Origin of the sequence: Modestobacter marinus (assembly GCF_019799945.1) — a bacterium.
GTDB classification, from domain to species: domain Bacteria; phylum Actinomycetota; class Actinomycetes; order Mycobacteriales; family Geodermatophilaceae; genus Modestobacter; species Modestobacter marinus_B.
In genome coordinates this window covers 61,728-80,030 of the sequence record NZ_JABGCH010000015.1, presented here as the reverse complement: position 1 = coordinate 80,030, position 18,303 = coordinate 61,728, and the positions used below count along the sequence as shown (strand labels likewise).

16 protein-coding genes are annotated in these 18,303 nt (G+C 73.0%); 5 read left to right on the top strand and 11 right to left on the bottom strand.

Annotated elements, in window-relative coordinates:
• Window positions 1-19: 19 nt before the first annotated feature.
• From HK417_RS13745 to HK417_RS13730, 4 genes are all read left to right on the top strand, one after another.
• The gene (locus HK417_RS13745) at window positions 20-742 is read left to right on the top strand and encodes an SGNH/GDSL hydrolase family protein (RefSeq protein WP_222267351.1); all 723 of its coding nucleotides are present in this window, start codon (window positions 20-22) and stop codon (window positions 740-742) included.
• Between the two features lie 44 nt (window positions 743-786).
• Window positions 787-1,992, top strand: a complete 1,206-nt coding sequence (locus HK417_RS13740; protein ID WP_222267349.1) for a 5-(carboxyamino)imidazole ribonucleotide synthase — start codon at window positions 787-789, stop codon at window positions 1,990-1,992.
• 11 nt (window positions 1,993-2,003) lie between these two features.
• Window positions 2,004-2,519 carry a 5-(carboxyamino)imidazole ribonucleotide mutase gene (gene purE, locus HK417_RS13735; RefSeq protein ID WP_308123572.1) on the top strand — a complete coding sequence of 172 codons (516 nt, stop codon included), beginning with the start codon at window positions 2,004-2,006 and terminating at the stop codon, window positions 2,517-2,519.
• A 62-nt stretch (window positions 2,520-2,581) separates the two neighbouring features.
• The gene (locus HK417_RS13730; protein ID WP_222267347.1) at window positions 2,582-3,736 is read left to right on the top strand and encodes an acyl-CoA dehydrogenase family protein; all 1,155 of its coding nucleotides are present in this window, start codon (window positions 2,582-2,584) and stop codon (window positions 3,734-3,736) included.
• A 68-nt stretch (window positions 3,737-3,804) separates the two neighbouring features.
• Here the strand turns inward: HK417_RS13730 and HK417_RS13725 are convergent, their stop codons facing one another.
• The 10 genes from HK417_RS13725 to gabT all read right to left on the bottom strand — a co-directional run bounded on the left by HK417_RS13725 (window position 3,805) and on the right by gabT (window position 14,390).
• Window positions 3,805-4,365 carry a dihydrofolate reductase family protein gene (locus HK417_RS13725; protein ID WP_222267345.1) on the bottom strand — a complete coding sequence of 187 codons (561 nt, stop codon included), beginning with the start codon at window positions 4,363-4,365 and terminating at the stop codon, window positions 3,805-3,807.
• A 25-nt stretch (window positions 4,366-4,390) separates the two neighbouring features.
• Window positions 4,391-4,603 (bottom strand): hypothetical protein, encoded by a 213-nt coding sequence (locus HK417_RS13720; RefSeq protein WP_222267343.1) that lies wholly within the window; start codon window positions 4,601-4,603, stop codon window positions 4,391-4,393.
• A gap of 33 nt (window positions 4,604-4,636) precedes the next feature.
• On the bottom strand, window positions 4,637-6,541 hold the full coding sequence (locus HK417_RS13715; RefSeq protein WP_222267341.1) for an ABC transporter ATP-binding protein: 1,905 nt from the start codon (window positions 6,539-6,541) through the stop codon (window positions 4,637-4,639).
• Window positions 6,538-8,478, bottom strand: coding sequence for an ABC transporter ATP-binding protein (locus tag HK417_RS13710; RefSeq protein ID WP_222267340.1), 1,941 nt, complete (start codon window positions 8,476-8,478; stop codon window positions 6,538-6,540). Before HK417_RS13710 ends, HK417_RS13715 begins: the two co-directional genes overlap by 4 nt.
• A 27-nt stretch (window positions 8,479-8,505) precedes the next feature.
• Window positions 8,506-9,474: a phosphotransferase family protein gene (locus tag HK417_RS13705; RefSeq protein WP_222267338.1), complete on the bottom strand. Its 969-nt coding sequence runs from the start codon at window positions 9,472-9,474 to the stop codon at window positions 8,506-8,508.
• A gap of 27 nt (window positions 9,475-9,501) precedes the next feature.
• The gene (chrA, locus tag HK417_RS13700) at window positions 9,502-10,971 is read right to left on the bottom strand and encodes a chromate efflux transporter (protein WP_222267336.1); all 1,470 of its coding nucleotides are present in this window, start codon (window positions 10,969-10,971) and stop codon (window positions 9,502-9,504) included.
• Window positions 10,972-11,208: 237 nt separating this feature from the next.
• A complete protein-coding gene (locus HK417_RS13695; RefSeq protein WP_222267334.1) occupies window positions 11,209-11,640 on the bottom strand; it encodes a chromate resistance protein ChrB domain-containing protein in 432 nt (143 codons plus the stop codon).
• On the bottom strand, window positions 11,637-12,131 hold the full coding sequence (locus HK417_RS13690; protein WP_308123571.1) for a Chromate resistance protein ChrB: 495 nt from the start codon (window positions 12,129-12,131) through the stop codon (window positions 11,637-11,639). Before HK417_RS13690 ends, HK417_RS13695 begins: the two co-directional genes overlap by 4 nt.
• Window positions 12,132-12,255: 124 nt before the next feature.
• Window positions 12,256-12,912 (bottom strand): hypothetical protein, encoded by a 657-nt coding sequence (locus tag HK417_RS13685; RefSeq protein WP_222267332.1) that lies wholly within the window; start codon window positions 12,910-12,912, stop codon window positions 12,256-12,258.
• Between the two features lie 107 nt (window positions 12,913-13,019).
• Complete coding sequence (gene gabT / locus HK417_RS13680) at window positions 13,020-14,390, bottom strand: 4-aminobutyrate--2-oxoglutarate transaminase (RefSeq protein ID WP_222267330.1); 1,371 nt, start codon at window positions 14,388-14,390, stop codon at window positions 13,020-13,022.
• 1,568 nt (window positions 14,391-15,958) lie between these two features.
• Here gabT and HK417_RS13675 point away from each other — a divergent pair.
• Entirely contained in the window at window positions 15,959-17,485 is a 1,527-nt protein-coding gene (locus HK417_RS13675) for an amino acid permease (RefSeq protein ID WP_222267328.1), read from the top strand.
• A 599-nt stretch (window positions 17,486-18,084) separates the two neighbouring features.
• Here HK417_RS13675 and HK417_RS25425 read toward each other — a convergent pair.
• On the bottom strand, window positions 18,085-18,291 hold the full coding sequence (locus tag HK417_RS25425) for a hypothetical protein (protein WP_261326677.1): 207 nt from the start codon (window positions 18,289-18,291) through the stop codon (window positions 18,085-18,087).
• Between the last annotated feature and the right edge of the window lie 12 nt (window positions 18,292-18,303).

Sequence of the window (18,303 nt, the reverse complement as noted above, 5' to 3'; positions counted from 1 at the left end):
GCGGTGCGACGATGGGCGGATGCGACGCGTCCTCTCCGCCCTCCGACAACTGGGCCCGTTCGCGGTCCTCCTGCTGCTGAGCGGGTGCGCGCTCGCCGGGACGGCGGTCGCCGGGAACGCCTCCGCTCCCTCCGCGCCCTTCGCCACGACGGCCCCCGCGGCCGGCTCGCCGTCCGCGCCTCCGCTCCCCCTCCCGCCCGCGGCCGAGACCGACGTCGTCACCGTCGTCGTCGTGGGTGACTCGATCACCGCCGGCACCGGGCCGAACGACCGGGCCGACACCCCGGGACCGCAGTCCTGGCAGCACGGTTTTTGGGGCGCGCCGCTGGAGTTCCGCGGCGGATGGGCGGTCCCGGGGGCGACGACCGAGCAGATGCAGGCCGGCGCCGCGGGCCTCGCCGCGGACGTCCTCGTGCTGCTGGGCGGCACCAACGACCTCGCCACCGGGGTCGGCTGGCCAGCGAGCCAGGAGCACCTCCTGGGGGTCGTCGCCGCGGTCGGCGAAGGCCACGTCGTGCTGTCCGCGATCCCGCCCTCGGACTTCTTCCCGGCCCGCGTGCTGGACTTCAACGCCCAGCTGGCCGCGCTGGCGCAGCAGCAGGGGTGGGAGTTCGTCGACCCCTGGGTGGCGGTGTCCCAGGGCGGGGCCTTCGTTCCGGGCACCAGCCCGGACGGCATCCACCCGACCCCCGAGGTGGCCGGGCAGGCCGGCGCGGTCATCCGCGCCGCCGTCCTGACCTGACGCAGCCGCGGGCCGGACACGGCCGCTCGCTACCGTGGTCCGCGATGACCACCCCTCTGCACCCCCGTACCGGCCTGCCCGTCGTGGCGATGGTGGGCGGCGGTCAGCTGTCCCGCATGACGCACCAGGCGGCGATCGCCCTCGGGCAGTCGCTGCGGGTCCTCGCCACCGACCCGGCCGAGTCCGCGGCGCTCGTCGCGGCCGACGTCGTCCTCGGCGACCACCGCGACCTCGGGGCGCTGCGCCGGGTGGCCGACGGCGCGACCGTGCTGACCTTCGACCACGAGCACGTGCCCACCGAGCACCTGCGGGCGCTGGAGGACGACGGCCACCGGGTCGCTCCGGGTCCGGCGGCGCTGGTGCACGCCCAGGACAAGCTGGTGCTCCGCCGCGCCCTCACCGATGCGGGGGAGCCCCAGCCGGCCTGGGCCGAGGTGCACACCGGCGCCGACGTGGCCCGCTTCGCCGCCACCGCCGGCTGGCCGGTGGTGCTCAAGACCCCGCGCGGCGGCTACGACGGCAAGGGCGTCTTCGTCGTCTCCGACGAGGAGTTCGCGGCCGAGCTGCTCGCCGCGCACGGCACGCTGCTCGCCGAGCAGCGGGTCGAGATGGTCCGGGAGCTGTCCGCGCAGGTGGCCCGCTCGCCGTTCGGGCAGGTGTCGGTCTGGCCGGTGGTCGAGACCGTCCAGCGGGACGGCGTCTGCAACGAGGTGTACGCCCCGGCGCCGGGGCTGAGCGAGGAGAAGGCCACCGCGGCGCAGGAGCTCGCCGTCCGCATCGCCGACCGGCTCGGGGTGGTCGGCATGCTCGCCGTCGAGCTGTTCGAGACCGCCGACGGCGTGCTGGTCAACGAGCTGGCGATGCGTCCGCACAACTCCGGGCACTGGACGATCGAGGGCGCCCGCACCAGCCAGTTCGAGCAGCACCTGCGCGCCGTCCTGGACTATCCGCTCGGGTCGACGGCGATGACCGCGCCGGTGGTCGTGATGGCCAACGTGCTCGGCGGCGCCGCCTCGGCCGCGGACTGGACCGGCCCGGCCCTCGACGAGCGGGTGCACCACCTCATGGCCCACTGGCCGGACGTGAAGCTGCACTGGTACGGCAAGGGCCAGCGGCGTGGCCGGAAGCTGGGGCACGTCACCGTGCTGGGCGACGACCTGGCCGAGGTGCGTGCCCGGGCGGTGGGCGCCGCCCGCTACCTCGCCGACGGCGTGGTCGACCCCGCCTTCGCCTTCGCCGACGAGCACTGAGGAGCCGCACCGTGACCGAGTCCGACACCGACCCCGTCGTCGGCATCGTCATGGGCAGCGACTCCGACTGGCCGATGATGGAGCCCGCAGCCTCGGCGCTGCAGGAGTTCGACGTCCCGTTCGAGGCGCACGTCGTGTCCGCGCACCGCACACCGCGGCGGATGCTCGAGTACGCCGAGACGGCCGCCGACCGCGGGCTGCGCGTGGTCATCGCCGGCGCCGGGGGAGCGGCGCACCTGCCCGGCATGGTCGCCGCCGCGACGCCGCTGCCGGTCATCGGCGTCCCGCGCCCGCTGGACCGGCTCGACGGCCTGGACAGCCTGCTGTCGATCGTGCAGATGCCCGCCGGCGTGCCGGTGGCCACCGTGTCGATCGGCGGCGGCCGCAACGCCGGCCTGCTCGCGGTGCGGATCCTCGCCGCCGGCGACCCCGAGCTGCGGGCCGCGGTGGCCCGGTTCCAGGCCGACCTCGCCGAGTCCGTGCTCGCCCGGGACGCCGCCCTGCAGGAGCGGCTCAGCGCGGACTGACCCGCCCCCGCCCAGGGGTGAGGACGCTTCCGGCGCGGCCCGGCCGGGCCTACGATCTACTCGTGAGTAACAACGTTAAGCTGTACGCGCTCACCGAGGAGCACGAGGCGATCCGCGAGGCGGTCCGCGAGATCGCCGAGCAGGAGATCGCGCCGTTCGCCGCCGAGGTCGACGCCGAGTCGCGGTACCCGGTCGAAGCGCAGAAGGCGCTCACCGCGGCGGGGTTCCACGCCACCCACATCCCCGAGCAGTACGGCGGCGAGGGGGCCGACGCCGTCGCCACCTGCATCGTGATCGAGGAGGTGGCCCGGGTCGACGTCAGCGCCTCGCTGATCCCCGCGGTCAACAAGCTGGGCTCGGTGCCGCTCATCCTGTCCGCGTCGGAGGAGCTCAAGCAGCAGGTGCTGCCCTCCATCGCCGCCGGCGACGCGATGATCAGCTACGGCCTGTCCGAGCGGGAGGCCGGTTCGGACGCAGCGGCCATGCGCACCCGCGCCCGGCGGGACGGCGACAGCTGGGTGCTCAACGGCACCAAGGCGTGGATCACCAACGCCAGCGTCTCCGAGTGGTTCACCGTCATGGCGGTCACCGACCCGGAGCAGGGGGCGAACGGGGTCTCCGCGTTCGTCGTCCACCGCGACGACCCGGGCTTCGCGGTGGGGCCGAAGGAGAAGAAGATGGGGATCAAGGGCTCGCCGACCTGCGAGCTCTACCTCACCGACTGCACGGTCCCCGCGGACCGGATCGTCGGCGAGCCCGGCACCGGCTTCAGGACGGCGCTGCGCACGCTGGACCTCACCCGGCCGACCATCGGCGCGCAGGCCGTCGGTGTTGCGCAGGGCGCGCTGGACGCGGCCATCGCCTACACCAAGGACCGCCGCCAGTTCGGCTCGGCGGTCGCCGACTTCCAGGGCGTGCAGTTCATGCTCGCCGACATGGCCATGAAGATCGAGGCCGCCCGGCACCTGGTCTACGTGGCCGCGGCCCGCGGCGACCAGGGTGGCTCCGACCTGACGATGCTCTCCGCCTCGGCCAAGGCCTTCGCCTCCGACGTGGCCATGCAGGTGACCACCGACGCCGTGCAGCTGTTCGGCGGCGCCGGCTACACGCAGGACTTCCCGGTCGAGCGCATGATGCGCGACGCCAAGATCACCCAGATCTACGAGGGCACCAACCAGGTGCAGCGCATGGTGATCGCCCGGAGTCTCCTGAAGTAGGACGCGACCTGCGTTCCTGCAGGTGAGGCCCCGGCTCGGCCGCCGGTTGCGTTCCCGACCGGTGCGGCTCAGCGGGTCCGGTAGCGCGCGTAGATGAGTCCGCTGTCGAAGGCGCGCTCCTCGACCAGCTCGAGATCGAGGCGCACGCCGTCGGGGAAGAACCGCTTGCCGCCGCCGACCACGCTCGTGGTGATGAACAGGTGGTACTCGTCCACCAGGCCGGCCGCGATCGCCTGCGCCGCGAGGTTAGGGCCGTCGACGGTGAGGTCGTGATCAGCCTCGGCCTTGAGCGTGCGCACCGCGTCCGGGTCGAAGGTCCGCTCGATCCTGGTCCTCGCGCTGGACACCGACTCCAGCGTCGTGGAGTACACGATCTTCTCCGCGGCCTGCCAGTCGCGCGCGTACTGCAGGATGTGCGGCGGCACGTCGGGGAGGGTGTGCGCGGTCTCCCAGAAGACCATCGTCTCGTACATCCGTCGGCCGTAGAGGAACGTGCCGACCGGGCGGAAGACGTCCCCGATGAAGGTGTGCACCTCCTCGTCGTCGGCGGCCCCGGAGCCGAGGTCGCCCTCGGCCGCCTCGGCGTAGCCGTCGAGCGAGGTGATCATCGAGTAGATGAGCTTGGCCATGCATCTCCTCCGGGGTACGAGCGCGTCAGTGCGCCAGCGGTCCTGCGGGCTGTGACCGCCGCACGACCGGGAACTCATCGATCGGCTCGTCGGTGACCCGGCGCAGCGCCGGGTTGCGCAGCACCTTCTCCACCGTCGACGGCAACGTGCGGGCGCACCGGCAGGCCCGCAGCCGAACCCACGTGCCGACGGTGAAGCTGCTCCGGCAGACCCGCCGCAGCCTGCTCGGCGAGCGCACGCCCGGCGGGCTGCCCGCGGAGATCGCCGCCCTTCACCCCCGCGGACCGGCGTCGAGGTGCTGCCTCCCGCCCGGCGCCGGCCAGTCCCAGCCTGCCTCTTCGAGGGCGACGAGGTCGGCGAATCGGCTCGTCGTGCTCAGCAGGACGTGAGGTTCGCCCTGCTCGACGACGCGGCCGTCGTCGACGACGAGGACGAGGTCGGCCTGTCGGGCGGTGGCGAGGCGGTGGGCGACGGTGAGGACGGCGGTGCCGCCGGGCAGGACGTGCTCGTGCAGTGCCCGGCGGAAGGCGCCGTCGCTGGCGCCGTCCACGACCGAGGTGGCCTCGTCCAGCAGCAGGACGGGCGGAGCGGCGACCAGCGCCCGGGCCAGGGCGAGCAGCTGACGCTGTCCGGCGGAGAGCTGGACACCGTGTCCGCGGCCCGTGTCGGCCAGTTCGGTGTCGTAGCCGTCCGGCAGCGCGGTGATGAACGTGTCCGCGCCCGCGATCTGCGCGGCCCGCCGCACCTGCGCCCCGTCCACGCTCGGGTCGCCGACGGTGATGTTGTCGGCGACCGTGCCGCTGAACAGGTCGACGGTCTGGGGGACGTAGCCGATCAGGACCCGACGGCTGTGGTCGTCGAGTCGGGAGGGGTCGGTCCCGGCCAGCCGGACCGACCCGTTCCAGGGGGCGTACAGCCCGGCCACCAGGGACAAGATGGTGGACTTGCCGGCGCCGGTGCGGCCGACGATGGCCACGTGCCGTCCGGCCGGGACGGTGAGGTCCACCCGGTGCAGGACCGGTCGGCCGGGCTCGTAGCCGAAGGTGACCTCCCGCAGGAGGACGGCCGGTGCCTCCGTCGACCGGGGACGCCGGGCGCCCGCTGCATGGAGCTCCGGCGTCGCCGCCCCGTTGGACGGAGCCGGGGCGGGCAGCTCGAGGACGGCGAAGACCCGTTCGGCGCCGGCGAGTGCGGCTTGGACGGTCTGCCACTCGTCGCCGAGGTTGGTGAGCGGGGTGAAGAAGCGGGCGAACAGCAGCACGAAGGCTGTGAGGGTGCCGATGCTCACCCCGATCACCGCGAAGGCGTCCCGGCCCCCGAGCCACAGGAGCAGGGCGGTGACGGCGGCCGACAGGACGCCCAGCACCGGGGCGTAGAAGGCGTTGAACAGGACCGAGCGGTTACCGGCCCGCAGCCAGTTCCGCAAGGCGCGCCGGAACCGGTCGTCGAACTGACGTTGCCGGCCGAAGGCCCGGATCACCTCCACGCCGGCGAGGTCCTCGGCGAGCTCGGCATTGACCGTCCCGACCGCGGCGCGGGTGTCTCGTTCGGCGTCCCGGACGCGGCGGCGCAGGAGGCTGGTGAGCAGGACCAGTGGCGGGACGACGAGGGCCGCGGCGGCGGCGAGGACGGGGCTGAGCACGATCATGGCCACCGTGACGGTGGCCAGCCGCACGACCTCGCCCAGGAGGGTGGCCACCGAGGAGGAGAACAGGTCGTCGATGGCGTCCACGTCCGACGTCGTCCGGGAGATGGACTCCCCACGCGGGGTGCGGTCGTGGTAGCTCGTCGGCAGGGCCACCAGGTGGGCGAACAGCCGGGTGCGCAGGACGGCCAGGCTGCGCTGCGCCACCGTGGCGGCGAGGTAGCCGTACGCCGCGGATGCCGCGGCGACGCCGGTGGCCGCGGCCAGGTACAGCACCGCCGCGACACCCAGCCCGCCGGTGTCGCCGTGGGTCAGGTCGGAGTCGATCACGTGCCGCACGACCAGCGGCGGGACCACCTCGAGGACGGCCGCGACCAGCACCAGGACGCCGACCACGGCCAGCCGGACGCGGTACGGGCGCACGAGCTCGCGCAGGTGACGCGCCAGACCCGCCGAGGGGGCGGTGACCGGGGCGTCCTGCGGCCCGGCGGTCGGTGTGGGGACGTCGGTGACGGCCGGGGAGGCGCTCACCGTGCGGCTCCCGGGACGGCGGGTCCTGTGGCGGTGGGCAGCCCGGGCTCCTGCGGCCGGCGCGCCAGGTCGCGCTGCGCCCGGAAGATCCGCGCGTAGACGCCACCCGCTGCCAGCAGCTCTGCGTGGTCGCCGGTCTCGATGATCCCTCCGTGGTCCAGGACCGCGATCCGGTCGGCCCGCGGGAAGCTGGCCAGCCGCGTGGAGAAGAGCAGCACCGTGGCGCGGCGCTCCGGTGCAGCTCCGCGCCCGACGGCGTCGCACAGCGCCGCGACGACCCGGGCCTCGGTCTCGACGTCCAGGCCGGAGAACGGGTCGTCGAGCACCAGCAGCCGCGGGGGGACGGCGGGGGCGGCGAGGCCGCGGGCGAGGGCGATCCGCTGGCGCTGTCCGCCGGAGACCTGCACCCCCAGCTCGCCGACTGCGGTGTGGAGGCCCTCGGGCATGAGCGCGACGTCCCGGTCCAGCGCGGCGACCGTCACCGCCGTCCGCAGCCGGTCGTCGTCGGCCTGCCCCTGGGAACGGTTGCAGAGCAGCACGTTCTCGGCGACGGTGCCGGAGAACACCGGGTGCCCCTGCGGGAGGTACCCGAGCACGGCTCGGTCGCCGGACTGCCACCTGTGGGGGTCCGCGCCGTCGACGCGGACCTCCCCGCTGTCGGGCTGGTACAGCCCGGCGACCAGGCGGGCGAGTGCGGACTTCCCCGAGCCGACCGGTCCGGTGACCGCCAGCACGGCGCCGGGTGGCACGTCCAGGGTCACCCGGCGCAAGGCCGGCTCGCCGGCGCCGGGGTAGGTGAAGGTGACATCGCGCAGCCAGACGGCGGTCGGCGCCGCCGGCCGGGCCGGGAGTACGAGCGGACGCTCGGGGCCGTCGGGCAGGCCGGCGATCCGGTCGGCGCGCCAGCCGGCCCGCGGTGGCTCCGGCTCGAGGGCCGGCGGCATGGCGAGCAGAGGCGCCAGCCGGCCGTACGCGGCCGCGGCGGCCTGCACCCGGTTCGCCATCTGCGGGATCCGGAACGCCCTCCCGGTGAACCGCCCGAACAGGGCGAGCAGCGCCACGAGGTCGCCGATGCTGAGGGCGCCGCTGACGACCCGATGCCCGCCGAGCCAGACGATCGCGAGGACGCCGGCGGTGACCAGCACGGTGTAGACGGGGGCAAGTCCCGCCTGCAGGCGGGCGGCGGCGAGTTCGGCATCGGCCTGGGTGTCGGCGAGGCGGCGCAGCCGGGCCGCATGAGCCGCGCCGCGGCCGGAGGCCTTGAGCACCCGCAGCCCGGTCAGGCCCTCCTGCGCGAAGGAGGTGACCGCCGCGCTGGCCTGGCGGGCTCGCAGCGTGCGGTCGGCCACGCGGGCGCCGACCGCCTGGGCGAGGGCCAGAGCCACGGGGACGGGCGCCAGCGCGAGCAGCCCGAGCGTGGGGTCGTAGAGCAGCATCGCCACGGCGAGCGCGAGGGAGAACAGCAGGGTGTCCCAGGTCTCCACGATCACCTCGCCGACGCCGCGGCCGAGCACCGCCACATCTCCGACGATGCGGGCCATCACCTCCCCGACCGGGGTGCGGTGCAGCCGCTCGGCCGGCCAGGCCAGCACGCCGGCGAAGGCGTCGGCGCGCACGTTGGCCTGGATCCGGTTGCGGGCCACGCCGAGCCAGTAGCGCTTGCCGATCCGCGGCAGTTCGGTCGCCAGGGTGCCGGCGACGAGCAGCAGGACCGCCCGGGTGACCGCGTCGTCGTCGGCCTGCCCCTGGTCGTGCGCGAGCACGGTGTCCACGGCGCGGCCGAGCAGGATCGGGGGCAGGACGACGGCGGTGTTCATCAGCACGCCGCACAGCGAGCCGACGGTGAGCAGCCCGGCGACCTGCCTGGCGTAGGGCCGCATCGCCGTCCACATGCCCGTCCGCGACGGGACCTCGGGGCGGGACCGTCGGGTGGGCATCGAACCGGGCACCGGCGCAGCCGTGGGTCAGAGCTGTCCGAGCCGGTCGACGAGGTCGGCGGCGGCTGGGGTGGCGTGGAGGGTCGGCCCGGTCAGTGCGCCCATGTCGGCGTAGACCATCGCGGTGGTCCAGACGGCGTCCCACTCCGCGCCCGGGCTCCGCCCGTCGAGGTAGCCCTCGCGGAGGAGCAGCCGGTCCGTCGGATCGGGCCAGGACCGCAGGTCGAGGGCCGGGTGGGCGGCGTAGGCGTCCCCGAAGTCGATGAGCCCGGTGAACCCGCCGTCGGCGTTGGTGAAGACGTGGGTCGGCCCTGGGTTGGAGTGCAGGGGCATCGGCGGGTGGTCGAGCCGCGCGGGCAGCGCGGCCAGCGCCCGCTCGGCGACCCGGTCGGGCGGCACCTCCAGCGGCCACCGGCTGGGATGGGTCGCCAGCTGGTCCACCAGGTCGGCGAAGTTCGGCTCCAGCCGGGCCCGAAGGGCGGCTGCCCCGTCCACGGTGGGCAGCGTGCCGGCGGACCGCAGCTCGCCGGCGTCCAGGCTGTGCACGGTTCGCAGCACGTCGGCGACCCCCCGGAACAGCGCAGCCCGTGCGGGTTCCGGTACGCCGCCAGCGGCGACGACGGCGCGGCCTGGTACCCGGCTCAGCACGAGGAACTCGACGGGGCCGGCGTCGGTGTCGCCCCGGTCGTAGCCGTACAGGTCGGGGATCCGCCCGGCGAGGGGTTCCGCCAGCGCGTCGAGCAGCGCGGCCTCCTTGCTGAGGCTGGTGCGGGGACGGAGCCGGTGCGGTCGCTGCGTCTTCACGGCCACTCCGCCGGCCGTGTGGGTGCAGTCGAACAGGTAGACCCGTGCCTCGCCGCCGGTCTCGTCCACCTCCATGCCCGGCGCCAGCCGCACGCCGGACGGGATGTGTGGTGCAGCCAGCTCCCGGACGAGCCCCTCCGGGAGGACCGGGTCAGGCGCGTCGGGCTGGCTGTACACGTCCGCCCGTCCCATGCGCTCCTCCTCGCGATCGGTGGCAGGTCAGGAGACGGGCAGGCCGGCCAGCCCGGCGGCCAGGCCCAGCAGGGCGCAGACGCCGAGGGTGCGCAGGACCGACCACTTGACGCGGAAGAGCAGGACCGCGGCCACCAGCGCGATGACGAGGGGCACCGGCCGCAGCGTGGCGGGGTCGGGCAGCTCGAACGCCAGCGGGCCGCTGGCCACGTGCCGGGTCTCGTTGAACAACGTGTGGACGGCGAAGTAGACGCCGAGGTTGGCGATCACGCCGACGACGGCGGCGGTGATGCCGCTCAGCGCCGCGGACAGCGACCGGTTGCCGCGCAGACGCTCCATGTAGGGCGCCCCGAGGAACACAAACAGGAAGCTGGGCACGAACGTCACCCAGGTGACCAGCAGGGAGGCCAGCACCGCGGCCACCCACGGGTCCAGGGCGCCGGGGTTGCGGTACGCGCCGAGGAACGCGACGAACTGCACGACCATGATCAGCGGGCCGGGTGTCGTCTCGGCCAGGGCCAGGCCGCGGACCATCTCCCGCGGGCCCAGCCAGCCGTAGACCTCGACGGCCTGCTGGGCGACGTAGGCAAGCACCGCGTAGGCGCCGCCGAAGGTGACCACCGCGGCGCCGGAGAAGAACAGGCCCTGCTCGGTGAAGACGCTGCCCGCGCCGGTGAGCAGGGCGACCACGGCGACCGGCACCCCCCAGACGAGCAGCCCGACCAGGAGCACCTTCAGGGTGCGGCGCGTGGTGGGGGTCTCGTGGTGGAGCACGTCGTCGGAGATCACCGGGGCCGAGCCCGCGTCGGGGCCGTCGGCCGCCTTCTTGCGCGGGAGCGCGGAGGGTCGCCAGCGGCCGAGAGCCCAGCCGGTCAGCCCGGCGAGCGCGACCACGATCGGGAACGGCACGCCGAACAGGGCCAGCGCGGCGAACGACGCCACCGCGATCGCGATGAGGGCGCGGCTGTCCAGCGCCTTCCTGGCCACCCGGATGACCGCCTGCACGACGATCGCCAGCACCGCCGCGGCGAGCCCGGCGAACACCGCGGTGATCGCGGTGGTGTCGCCGAAGGCGACGTAGACCGCCGAGAGGGCCAGCAGGGCGACCACGCCGGGCAGGACGAACAGGCCGCCGGCGACCAGGCCGCCGCGGGTGCCGTGCAGCAGCCAGCCGACGTAGGTGGCCAGCTGCTGGGCCTCCGGGCCAGGCAGCAGCGTGCAGTAGTTGAGAGCGTGCAGGAACCGGCGCTGGCCGATCCAGCGCTTCTCGTCGACCAGGGTGCGCTGCATGACGGCGATCTGGCCGGCGGGGCCGCCGAAGGTCTGCAGCGAGATGAGGAACCACGCCCGCACCGCCGTGCCGAAGGCAACCGCCGTTTGCTCGGACGGCCGGATCGACGTCGGGACGGGTGCCTGGCTGGGGACGGGGTCAGGGTCCGGGGCCAGTCCCGGGGTGAGCGGTGCGGTGTCCTGCTCAGATGGGGTCTCGCGGGTCATGGCGTCCTCGTGGTCTGGGTCTGCGGGGAAGGGGAATGGGCTCAGACGCCCGGCATGCGCGCGGAGGCACCGTTGCGCGCAGTGCGGGTACGCCGGGGGCTCAGCGGCGGAGTGGACAGCTGCGCTCCTGTGGGTCTGCCGGAGCGTCGGGGTCCTCGGGCAGCAGTGGGCCCAGACAGAGCGTGACCGAGGAACCAGGGTCGGTCGGGGGGCATGGCGGACCTCCGGGCGAAGGGATCAGGCCGGTTCGCGGCCGAGCAGCAGCCGGCGGCGGTGGAACTCGTAGAGGCCGTCGAAGACCGCGGCGGAGACCGCCAGGGTCTGCTCGTCGGTCCCGGTCATCGACAGGCCGCGCAGCACGACGTCCAGCCCCGGCGCCTCGGGGGCGTCGAACCGCTCGTCGTCCAGGTCGGCCTCGTGCACGATCTCGGCGATCCGCCACAGCACCGGATCGGTGAGCTCGTACCGGCGCAGCACGGTCTCGAACGTGCAGTCCCCGCCGGAGTGGCCCAGCTCGACGCCGCGCATGTCGAACGGGGTGGCGTCCGCGGGCACCTCGGCCGGGTCGGCGACGAAGACGAACTCCGCCGCCGGATCGAGGAACCGGCGGATCAGCCAGGCGCAGGCCGCCCGGTCGATGTGCACTCCGGCCCGGGTCGCCCACTTCATACCGGGGCCCCCGTGGCGTCCCGGTCGACGGCCGCGGCCAGCTCCCGCAGCGCCGCGGCGGCCCGCTCGCGCTCCGCCGGGGGGAAGAAGTCGCGCCGGTTCACGGCCCGCCACTCGCCCCGCAGGCGGCGCAGCGCACGGCTCCGCTCCGCGGGGTCCGCTCCAAGGGCCTCCTGGCACTGCCCGGCCAGCGAGCGGTACTCCTCGGCTCGCGCGGTGGCCATCCCGGCGGCCAGCTCGCGCTCCTGCGCCACGGTCGTCGGCCGGGCCACCCACAGCCCCGCCGTCCCGCTGGCGGCGACGACGTCGTCAGCCAGCCACTCCAGCGACTCCCGGGTCCGCGCGTCGGCGGGCAGCGCCACGAGTCCGTCGGCCAGCTGGGCTACACCCAGCCGCTTGAGCCGTCGCCACAGCGTGGTCCGGGGGCCGGACGGCTCCCGGGGCAGCCGGTAGCACAGCAGCACCCACTCGCCAGGCGACGCACCGCTCACAGCGATGATGCAACCACGGTTGCGTCCCGACGTCCAGAGCTGGGTGGCGCACCCCGTCAGCCATGTCCGGGGCGTGCCCCGGGCCGTCAGTCGGGCGGCATGCTGTTGGTCCAGGCCGAGGCCATCACCCGAGCAGGAGTCCGAGCCCGCCGACGGTGAAGGCGACCATCACCAGGAGCAGGGGGTACTGCGCGACGAGGGCTCGGCGGGGAGCTGCCACCCGGACGGCCCGGTCGTGTGCGAGCACGACGCCGAGCACGTGGCCGAGCACGATCGCGCCGACCTGGACGAGGCTGATCATGCGGGGCGAGACAGCGGTGTAGTCGATCAGGTCGCCGGCGGTGCCGAACAGATCGAGCCCGGTCTGGAACGGGTCGCTCGCGAGCCTCCAGGTCCGCTGCCCGTCCAGGAGGAGCAGCGAGAAGTAGTGGGCGACGGCGTAGCCGGCGGCGATCGGGATCAGCGAGTGGGCGTACCGGGCGGGGCCGCCCGTGGTGCCGGAGATCCGCCCGGACAGCGCCGTCGCGACGACGTACAGCACGGCCACCAGCCCCACCGTGTCCAGCAGGCCCAGGGTGGCGAACAGGCCGGCACTGTCACCGGCCCGGCCCGGTCCGTCCTGCCACCACTGCGTCCGGGTGACCCCGTCGCAGGCGGTGCCGCCGACCGGGTCGTGGCGGCGGTGCAGAGTTGGAGGGCCCGGCCCGCTGCCCGGCAGCGAGACCGTGTCGGCGACTCGGACACCGAGCCGCTCGACGACGGGTGCGGCGTCGGCCAGCATCGGTCGGTGCCCCGGTCACTCCGCCACAGCGGTGGTACGCGTCCCTTCGGCCGGACCCACCGGGCAGATCGCTGCCCGTCGCACTGTCCGGTGGCCCGGATCGGCGGTCACCCGGCTGACTGGACGGGCGTGGTCGCCGCGGCAAAGGCGGCCTCCAGGACGTCGAGCGCCTCGTTGAGCAGATCCTGACCGATGACCAGCGGCGGGAGGAATCGCAGCACGTTGCCGTAGGTGCCGGCGGTGAGCACGACGACGCCCTCCGCGTGGCACAGCCGGGCGACCTGGGCTGTCAGCGCCGCGTCCGGCTCCGTCGTCCCCTGTCGCACGATCTCGACCGCGATCATGGCGCCGCGGCCTCGCACGTCGCCGATCGCCGGCGTGTGTTCCCCTAGCGCGTGGAGCCGCGGGACCATGGTGTCCTCGATGGCTCGCGCGGCGCCGGCGAGGTCCTGCTCTCGCATCGTCTCGATCGAGGCGAGGGCTGCCGCGCACGCGACCGGGTTCCCTCCGTACGTCCCGCCCAGCCCGCCGGTGTGCACTGCGTCCATCAGGGCCGCGCGACCGGTCACGGCGGCCAGCGGCAGGCCGCCGGCCATGCCCTTGGCCAGGGTCATCAGGTCGGGAACGACGTCCTCGGCGTCGGAGGCGAACCAGTCGCCGGTGCGGCAGAAACCCGTCTGCACCTCATCGGCGATGAAGACGGCACCCGCTTCCCGACACCACTGCGCCACGGCCGGGAGGAAACCCGTCGCCGGGACGACGAAACCACCCTCGCCCTGGATCGGCTCGATGAGGACCGCGGCGACGTTCGCGGCACCGATCTGGGTCTCGATCTGCCGGATCGCCCGGTCGGCCGCTTCGGCGCCGGACATGCCCGGTGCATCGCGGAAGGGATAGGACATCGGTACGCGGTAGACCTCGGAAGCGAACGGTCCGAAGCGGTGCTTGTAGGGCATGTTCTTCGCCGTCAACGCCATCGTCAGGTTCGTGCGGCCGTGGTAGGCGTGGTCGAAGACGACGATGGCCTGGCGTCCGGTTGCGTGGCGGGCGATCTTCACCGCATTCTCGACTGCTTCGGACCCCGAGTTGAACAGCGCCGTGCGCTTCTCGTGGTCGCCAGGGGTCACCCGGGCCAGTTCCTCGCAGACGGCGACGTAGCCCTCGTACGGCGTGACCATGAAGCAGGTGTGCGTGAAGGTCGCAACCTGCTCCTGCACGGCGCGAACCACCTTCGGCGCGGAGTTGCCGACGTTCACCACCGCAATCCCGGCGCCCAGGTCGATCAGTGAGTTGCCGTCGACGTCGCGGATGACACCGCCACCAGCCCGCTCCACGAACACCGGCAGAGTCGTGCCGACACCGCTCGAGACGGTGGCTGCGCGCCGCTCCATGAGCTCACGGGAGCGTGGCCCGGGGATCTCGGTGACCAGGCGGCGCTCCTGCACCAGGGACGGGGTCGAGGCGAGCAGATCGGTCACGGAGGACTCCTCGGGCAGAACGTGGGTCGGACTCCCCCTTCGGGGCTCGACCGCCAGTGTGAGCCGCAGCTCCATCGACGGGGATGTCCGGAGTGGCGCTTCGCGTCGGGCCGGGTGTTGAGTCCGGCAGGTCGGGCACCGGACTGGGCGGTTCCTGACGCCGCTCCGGGGGCACACGTGTCCGTCACCATCGCCTCGCTTCTCTCCGATTCGTCGCTCGACCTCTGCGTAGCGACGACATCGATGGCCCCGACTGACGTGACCGCTGCGGACGCCGGACGCGTCGAGACACGCGGGGCACCGTCGATGGGAGCGTGCGGACCGTCACCCCTGAGGTGCGACCGGAGCGCCAGCATGGTCGTACGGTGGAAATGACGTGCGGGGCGCCGATCTGCGTTCGGCGCCCGCTGAGATCGACAAGAAAGCGGACGAACGACCGTGTCGCGCGAACCCGAAGACTCCGACATGACCAGTGACACCGCCTTCGGCGCAGGGCAGGACGGAGCTGTACCGGCGTCGGCTCGGACATCCCAGACCCCAGCCGCACGAACCTGGCCCCGGCGCCTGATGCACAGCCTGGTGCTCCTCGATTCCTGGTCCGAGTCCAGCTACCGCCTGAGTTCACTGCCCGCCACACGGAGCTACGTGCGAGCCGAGTGGACCCGCTCCGGCGCCATCACCGGCCCCCAGGCCGCTGCCCTGCTGGCCCTTGACGAGACGACGCCCTGGCAGGTCTGACCAGCGGCATGCGCAGTCACTTGCGACCTGCCGGTGGTCGCTCCCCCCGCGCGCTGCTGCCGGCCTGCCGAGGGTGATCACGCGGAAGAGCCCCTGCGTCGCCCCGGACCAGATGGCCGGCGGGCAAGGAGCCCCGGGTCAGGGGGCCGCGCTCACGCCGTCCCGGGGTCGGCTCCGGGGTGGCCACGACGTGGGTGCCGCTGCGCCGTTTCACAGCAACTCGACCGGCGCACGCGGATCGCGCGCGAGTCATCCCGGTCGCAGTGACGCCGGGTGCGTGGAGTCAGGCGGCATGGAGTCAGGCGGCATTCCCCCGGGGTCCTCGGCCACCACGTGGCCGTTGCGCAGGGCCATCCACCCGTCCGTGGACGTGGACGCCATGATCGCTCCCACCGTCGTGGAGAAGCCGTCGGCCCTGGTGACCGGCAGGAGAGTGACGTCCTCACGGCGGTCAGGGGAACGTGCGGCGGGCCAGCCCCCCGGGTCACCCGGGCCGTCGGCACGACCTCGCGCACGCGGTGGAAGGACCAGCTGTCGTAGGGGGTCAACTGCCAGTTCTCCAGCGTGAACGCGCTGGTACGGAGGCGGCGGGAGACCCTGCATCAGCACCGGCGCGTCGCCTGTCCCGTCTCACATTTTCGAGAGGGCGACCAGCTCAACCGGCAGAAGATTCCGCCCCTGACCTGGACGTTGAGCGGCGGGACTGCGATCGGATCTGTACCGGAACGGAACGAATCGGCCCTTTGGGCTGGCGGGCCCGGCATGGCCGCAGGATCCTTTGTGCGCTCAACCTGATTCTGACCATCGCGTACCCCATGAGGGGAGCGGACATGGCACACGGTCCCGCTGGTGAGTCCGGAGACCTGCAGAAGGGTCTGAAGCAGCGTCACCTCACGATGATCGCGATCGGGGGTGTGATCGGCGCCGGTCTGTTCGTCGGCTCGGCCGCGATCATCGGCGAAGTGGGTCCGGCGGCGTTCCTGACGTACGCCATCACCGGCGTCCTCATCGTCATGGTCATGCGGATGCTCGGGGAGATGGCGGTCGCCAACCCGTCGACCGGGTCGTTCGCGGACTATGCCCGACAGTCGCTCGGCGGCTGGGCGGGATTCAGCGTCGGCTGGTTGTACTGGTACTTCTGGGTCATCGTCGTCGGCTTCGAGGCCGTGGCAGGGGCGGGAATCCTGCAACGCTGGCTCCCCGACATCCCGTTGTGGATCATGGCTTTGGTCCTCATGGTGCTGATGACCGCAACGAACCTGTTCTCGGTGTCCTCCTACGGTGAGTTCGAGTACTGGTTCGCCGGGGTCAAGGTCGTGACCATCATGGTCTTCATCGCGCTCGGTGCGTTCTTCGTACTGGGGCTGTGGCCGGGCCGGGACCTCGACTTCTCGAACCTCACCGAGCACGGTGGCCTGTTCCCCAACGGGGTCGGGGCGCTCTTCTCGGGCATCGTCATCGTGATCTTCTCGATGGTCGGGGCGGAGATCGCCACCATCGCCGCGGCTGAATCGGCGGAGCCCGAGCGGGGGATCGTCAAGGCGACGAACTCCGTGGTCTTCCGGATCTCGATCTTCTTCGTCGGATCCATCTTCCTGCTGGCCACGATCCTGCCCTGGAACTCCACCGAGCTCGGTGGGTCGCCCTACGTGGCGGCGATGGAGGAGATGGGCATCCCCGCAGCCGCCGACATCATGAACTTCGTCGTGCTGACCGCGGTGCTGTCCTGCCTGAACTCCGGCCTCTACACGGCGTCCCGCATGCTGTTCGTGCTGGCCGCCCGGCGGGAAGCGCCCGCCCGGATGCTGTCCATCAGCAAGCGTGGCGTCCCCATGTGGGCGATCCTGGCGTCCAGCGTGATCGGCTTCCTCTGCGTGATCGCCGCCTACATATCCCCGGACCAGGTCTTCCTCTTCCTGCTGAACTCCTCCGGCGCGATCATCCTCTTCGTCTACCTGCTGATCTGTCTGTCGCAGCTTCGGATGCGGCCGACGATCCCGCCGGAGCGGCTCAAGGTGAAGATGTGGTTCTACCCCGTGCTGACGATCCTCACGGCCCTCGCCATCGTCGGTGTCCTCGTGCAGATGTTCGTCCGCGAGGGGACCCGGTCGCAGCTCCTGCTGAGCCTGCTGGCCTGGGCTCTCGTGCTCGTCGCCTACTTCGCACAGCGGAAGGCGATCGGTGACGCCCACCTGACCGAAGAGGGAGTCGGCGCGGAGTCCCGCGCGGACAAGTGGATGCACGAGCACGGCGCCGCCACAGCCGTCGAGGTCGACGCCGCCGTCGGCGAGGGGCCGCTCGACCCCGCCTACGTCAAGCGGATGGCCGAGGAGGGGTATCCCAACGAGGCTCCGTGAGAAGACCGGATCGCCGACGCGCCGGGCGCCCACCACCGGGCGGCGTCCGGCGCCAGGTGGCCGCGCATGCGTCGAACAGTCGCAGAGGGGCAGCCAGCATGGCCGGGGACTGTGGCACGGGCCAGCGCGAGGGCTTGACGCCGACGACCTTGGCCAGCGGGTCCACGTAGATCGTCTGAAGTGGTGCGATGCATCCCGCCCGGTCATGCGGGTATCCGTGGGGCTGACGGCGAAGGCCTTCCGTGAGCCCGCGTCCCCGACGAAGGTGTCCCGGATCCATTCCGCCGGGAGTACGCGCTCGCCGGTCGGCGACATGCCTTCGCCGAGCAGTACCCGTCCGAAGCGGCCCAGATCGCGGAGCGACGCTCTCATGCCGCCGTTGTGGAGGGCCACGCCCGTCTTGTCGACGGAGGCGGCGTCGTGCTCGACCCCCAGCCGGCTCAGACCAGGTCCGACAGGAGATCGGGTATCGGGCCCCGCCGGCTCGCTCGCAGATCCAGCCCTGTGTGTGGGTCTCGCAGGAGCGACAGGCGGAACGGCCGCCGTGCGGGCTGCCCTGCCGAAGCATCACGAGGAAGTCCGGCTATGGTGCCTGCACGTCATCCCATGTGCCGGTAGCGGTAGTCGGTGGGCGGCACGAAGCTCTCCTTGATCGACCGTGGGGACACCCAGCGCAGCAGGTTGAGGATCGACCCGGCCTTGTCGTTGGTGCCGCTGGCCCGGGCCTCCCCGAAGGGCTGCTGGCCGACGACGGCCCCGGTGGGTTTGTCGTTGATGTAGAAGTTGCCGGCCGAGAACCGCAGCACCTCCTAGGAACG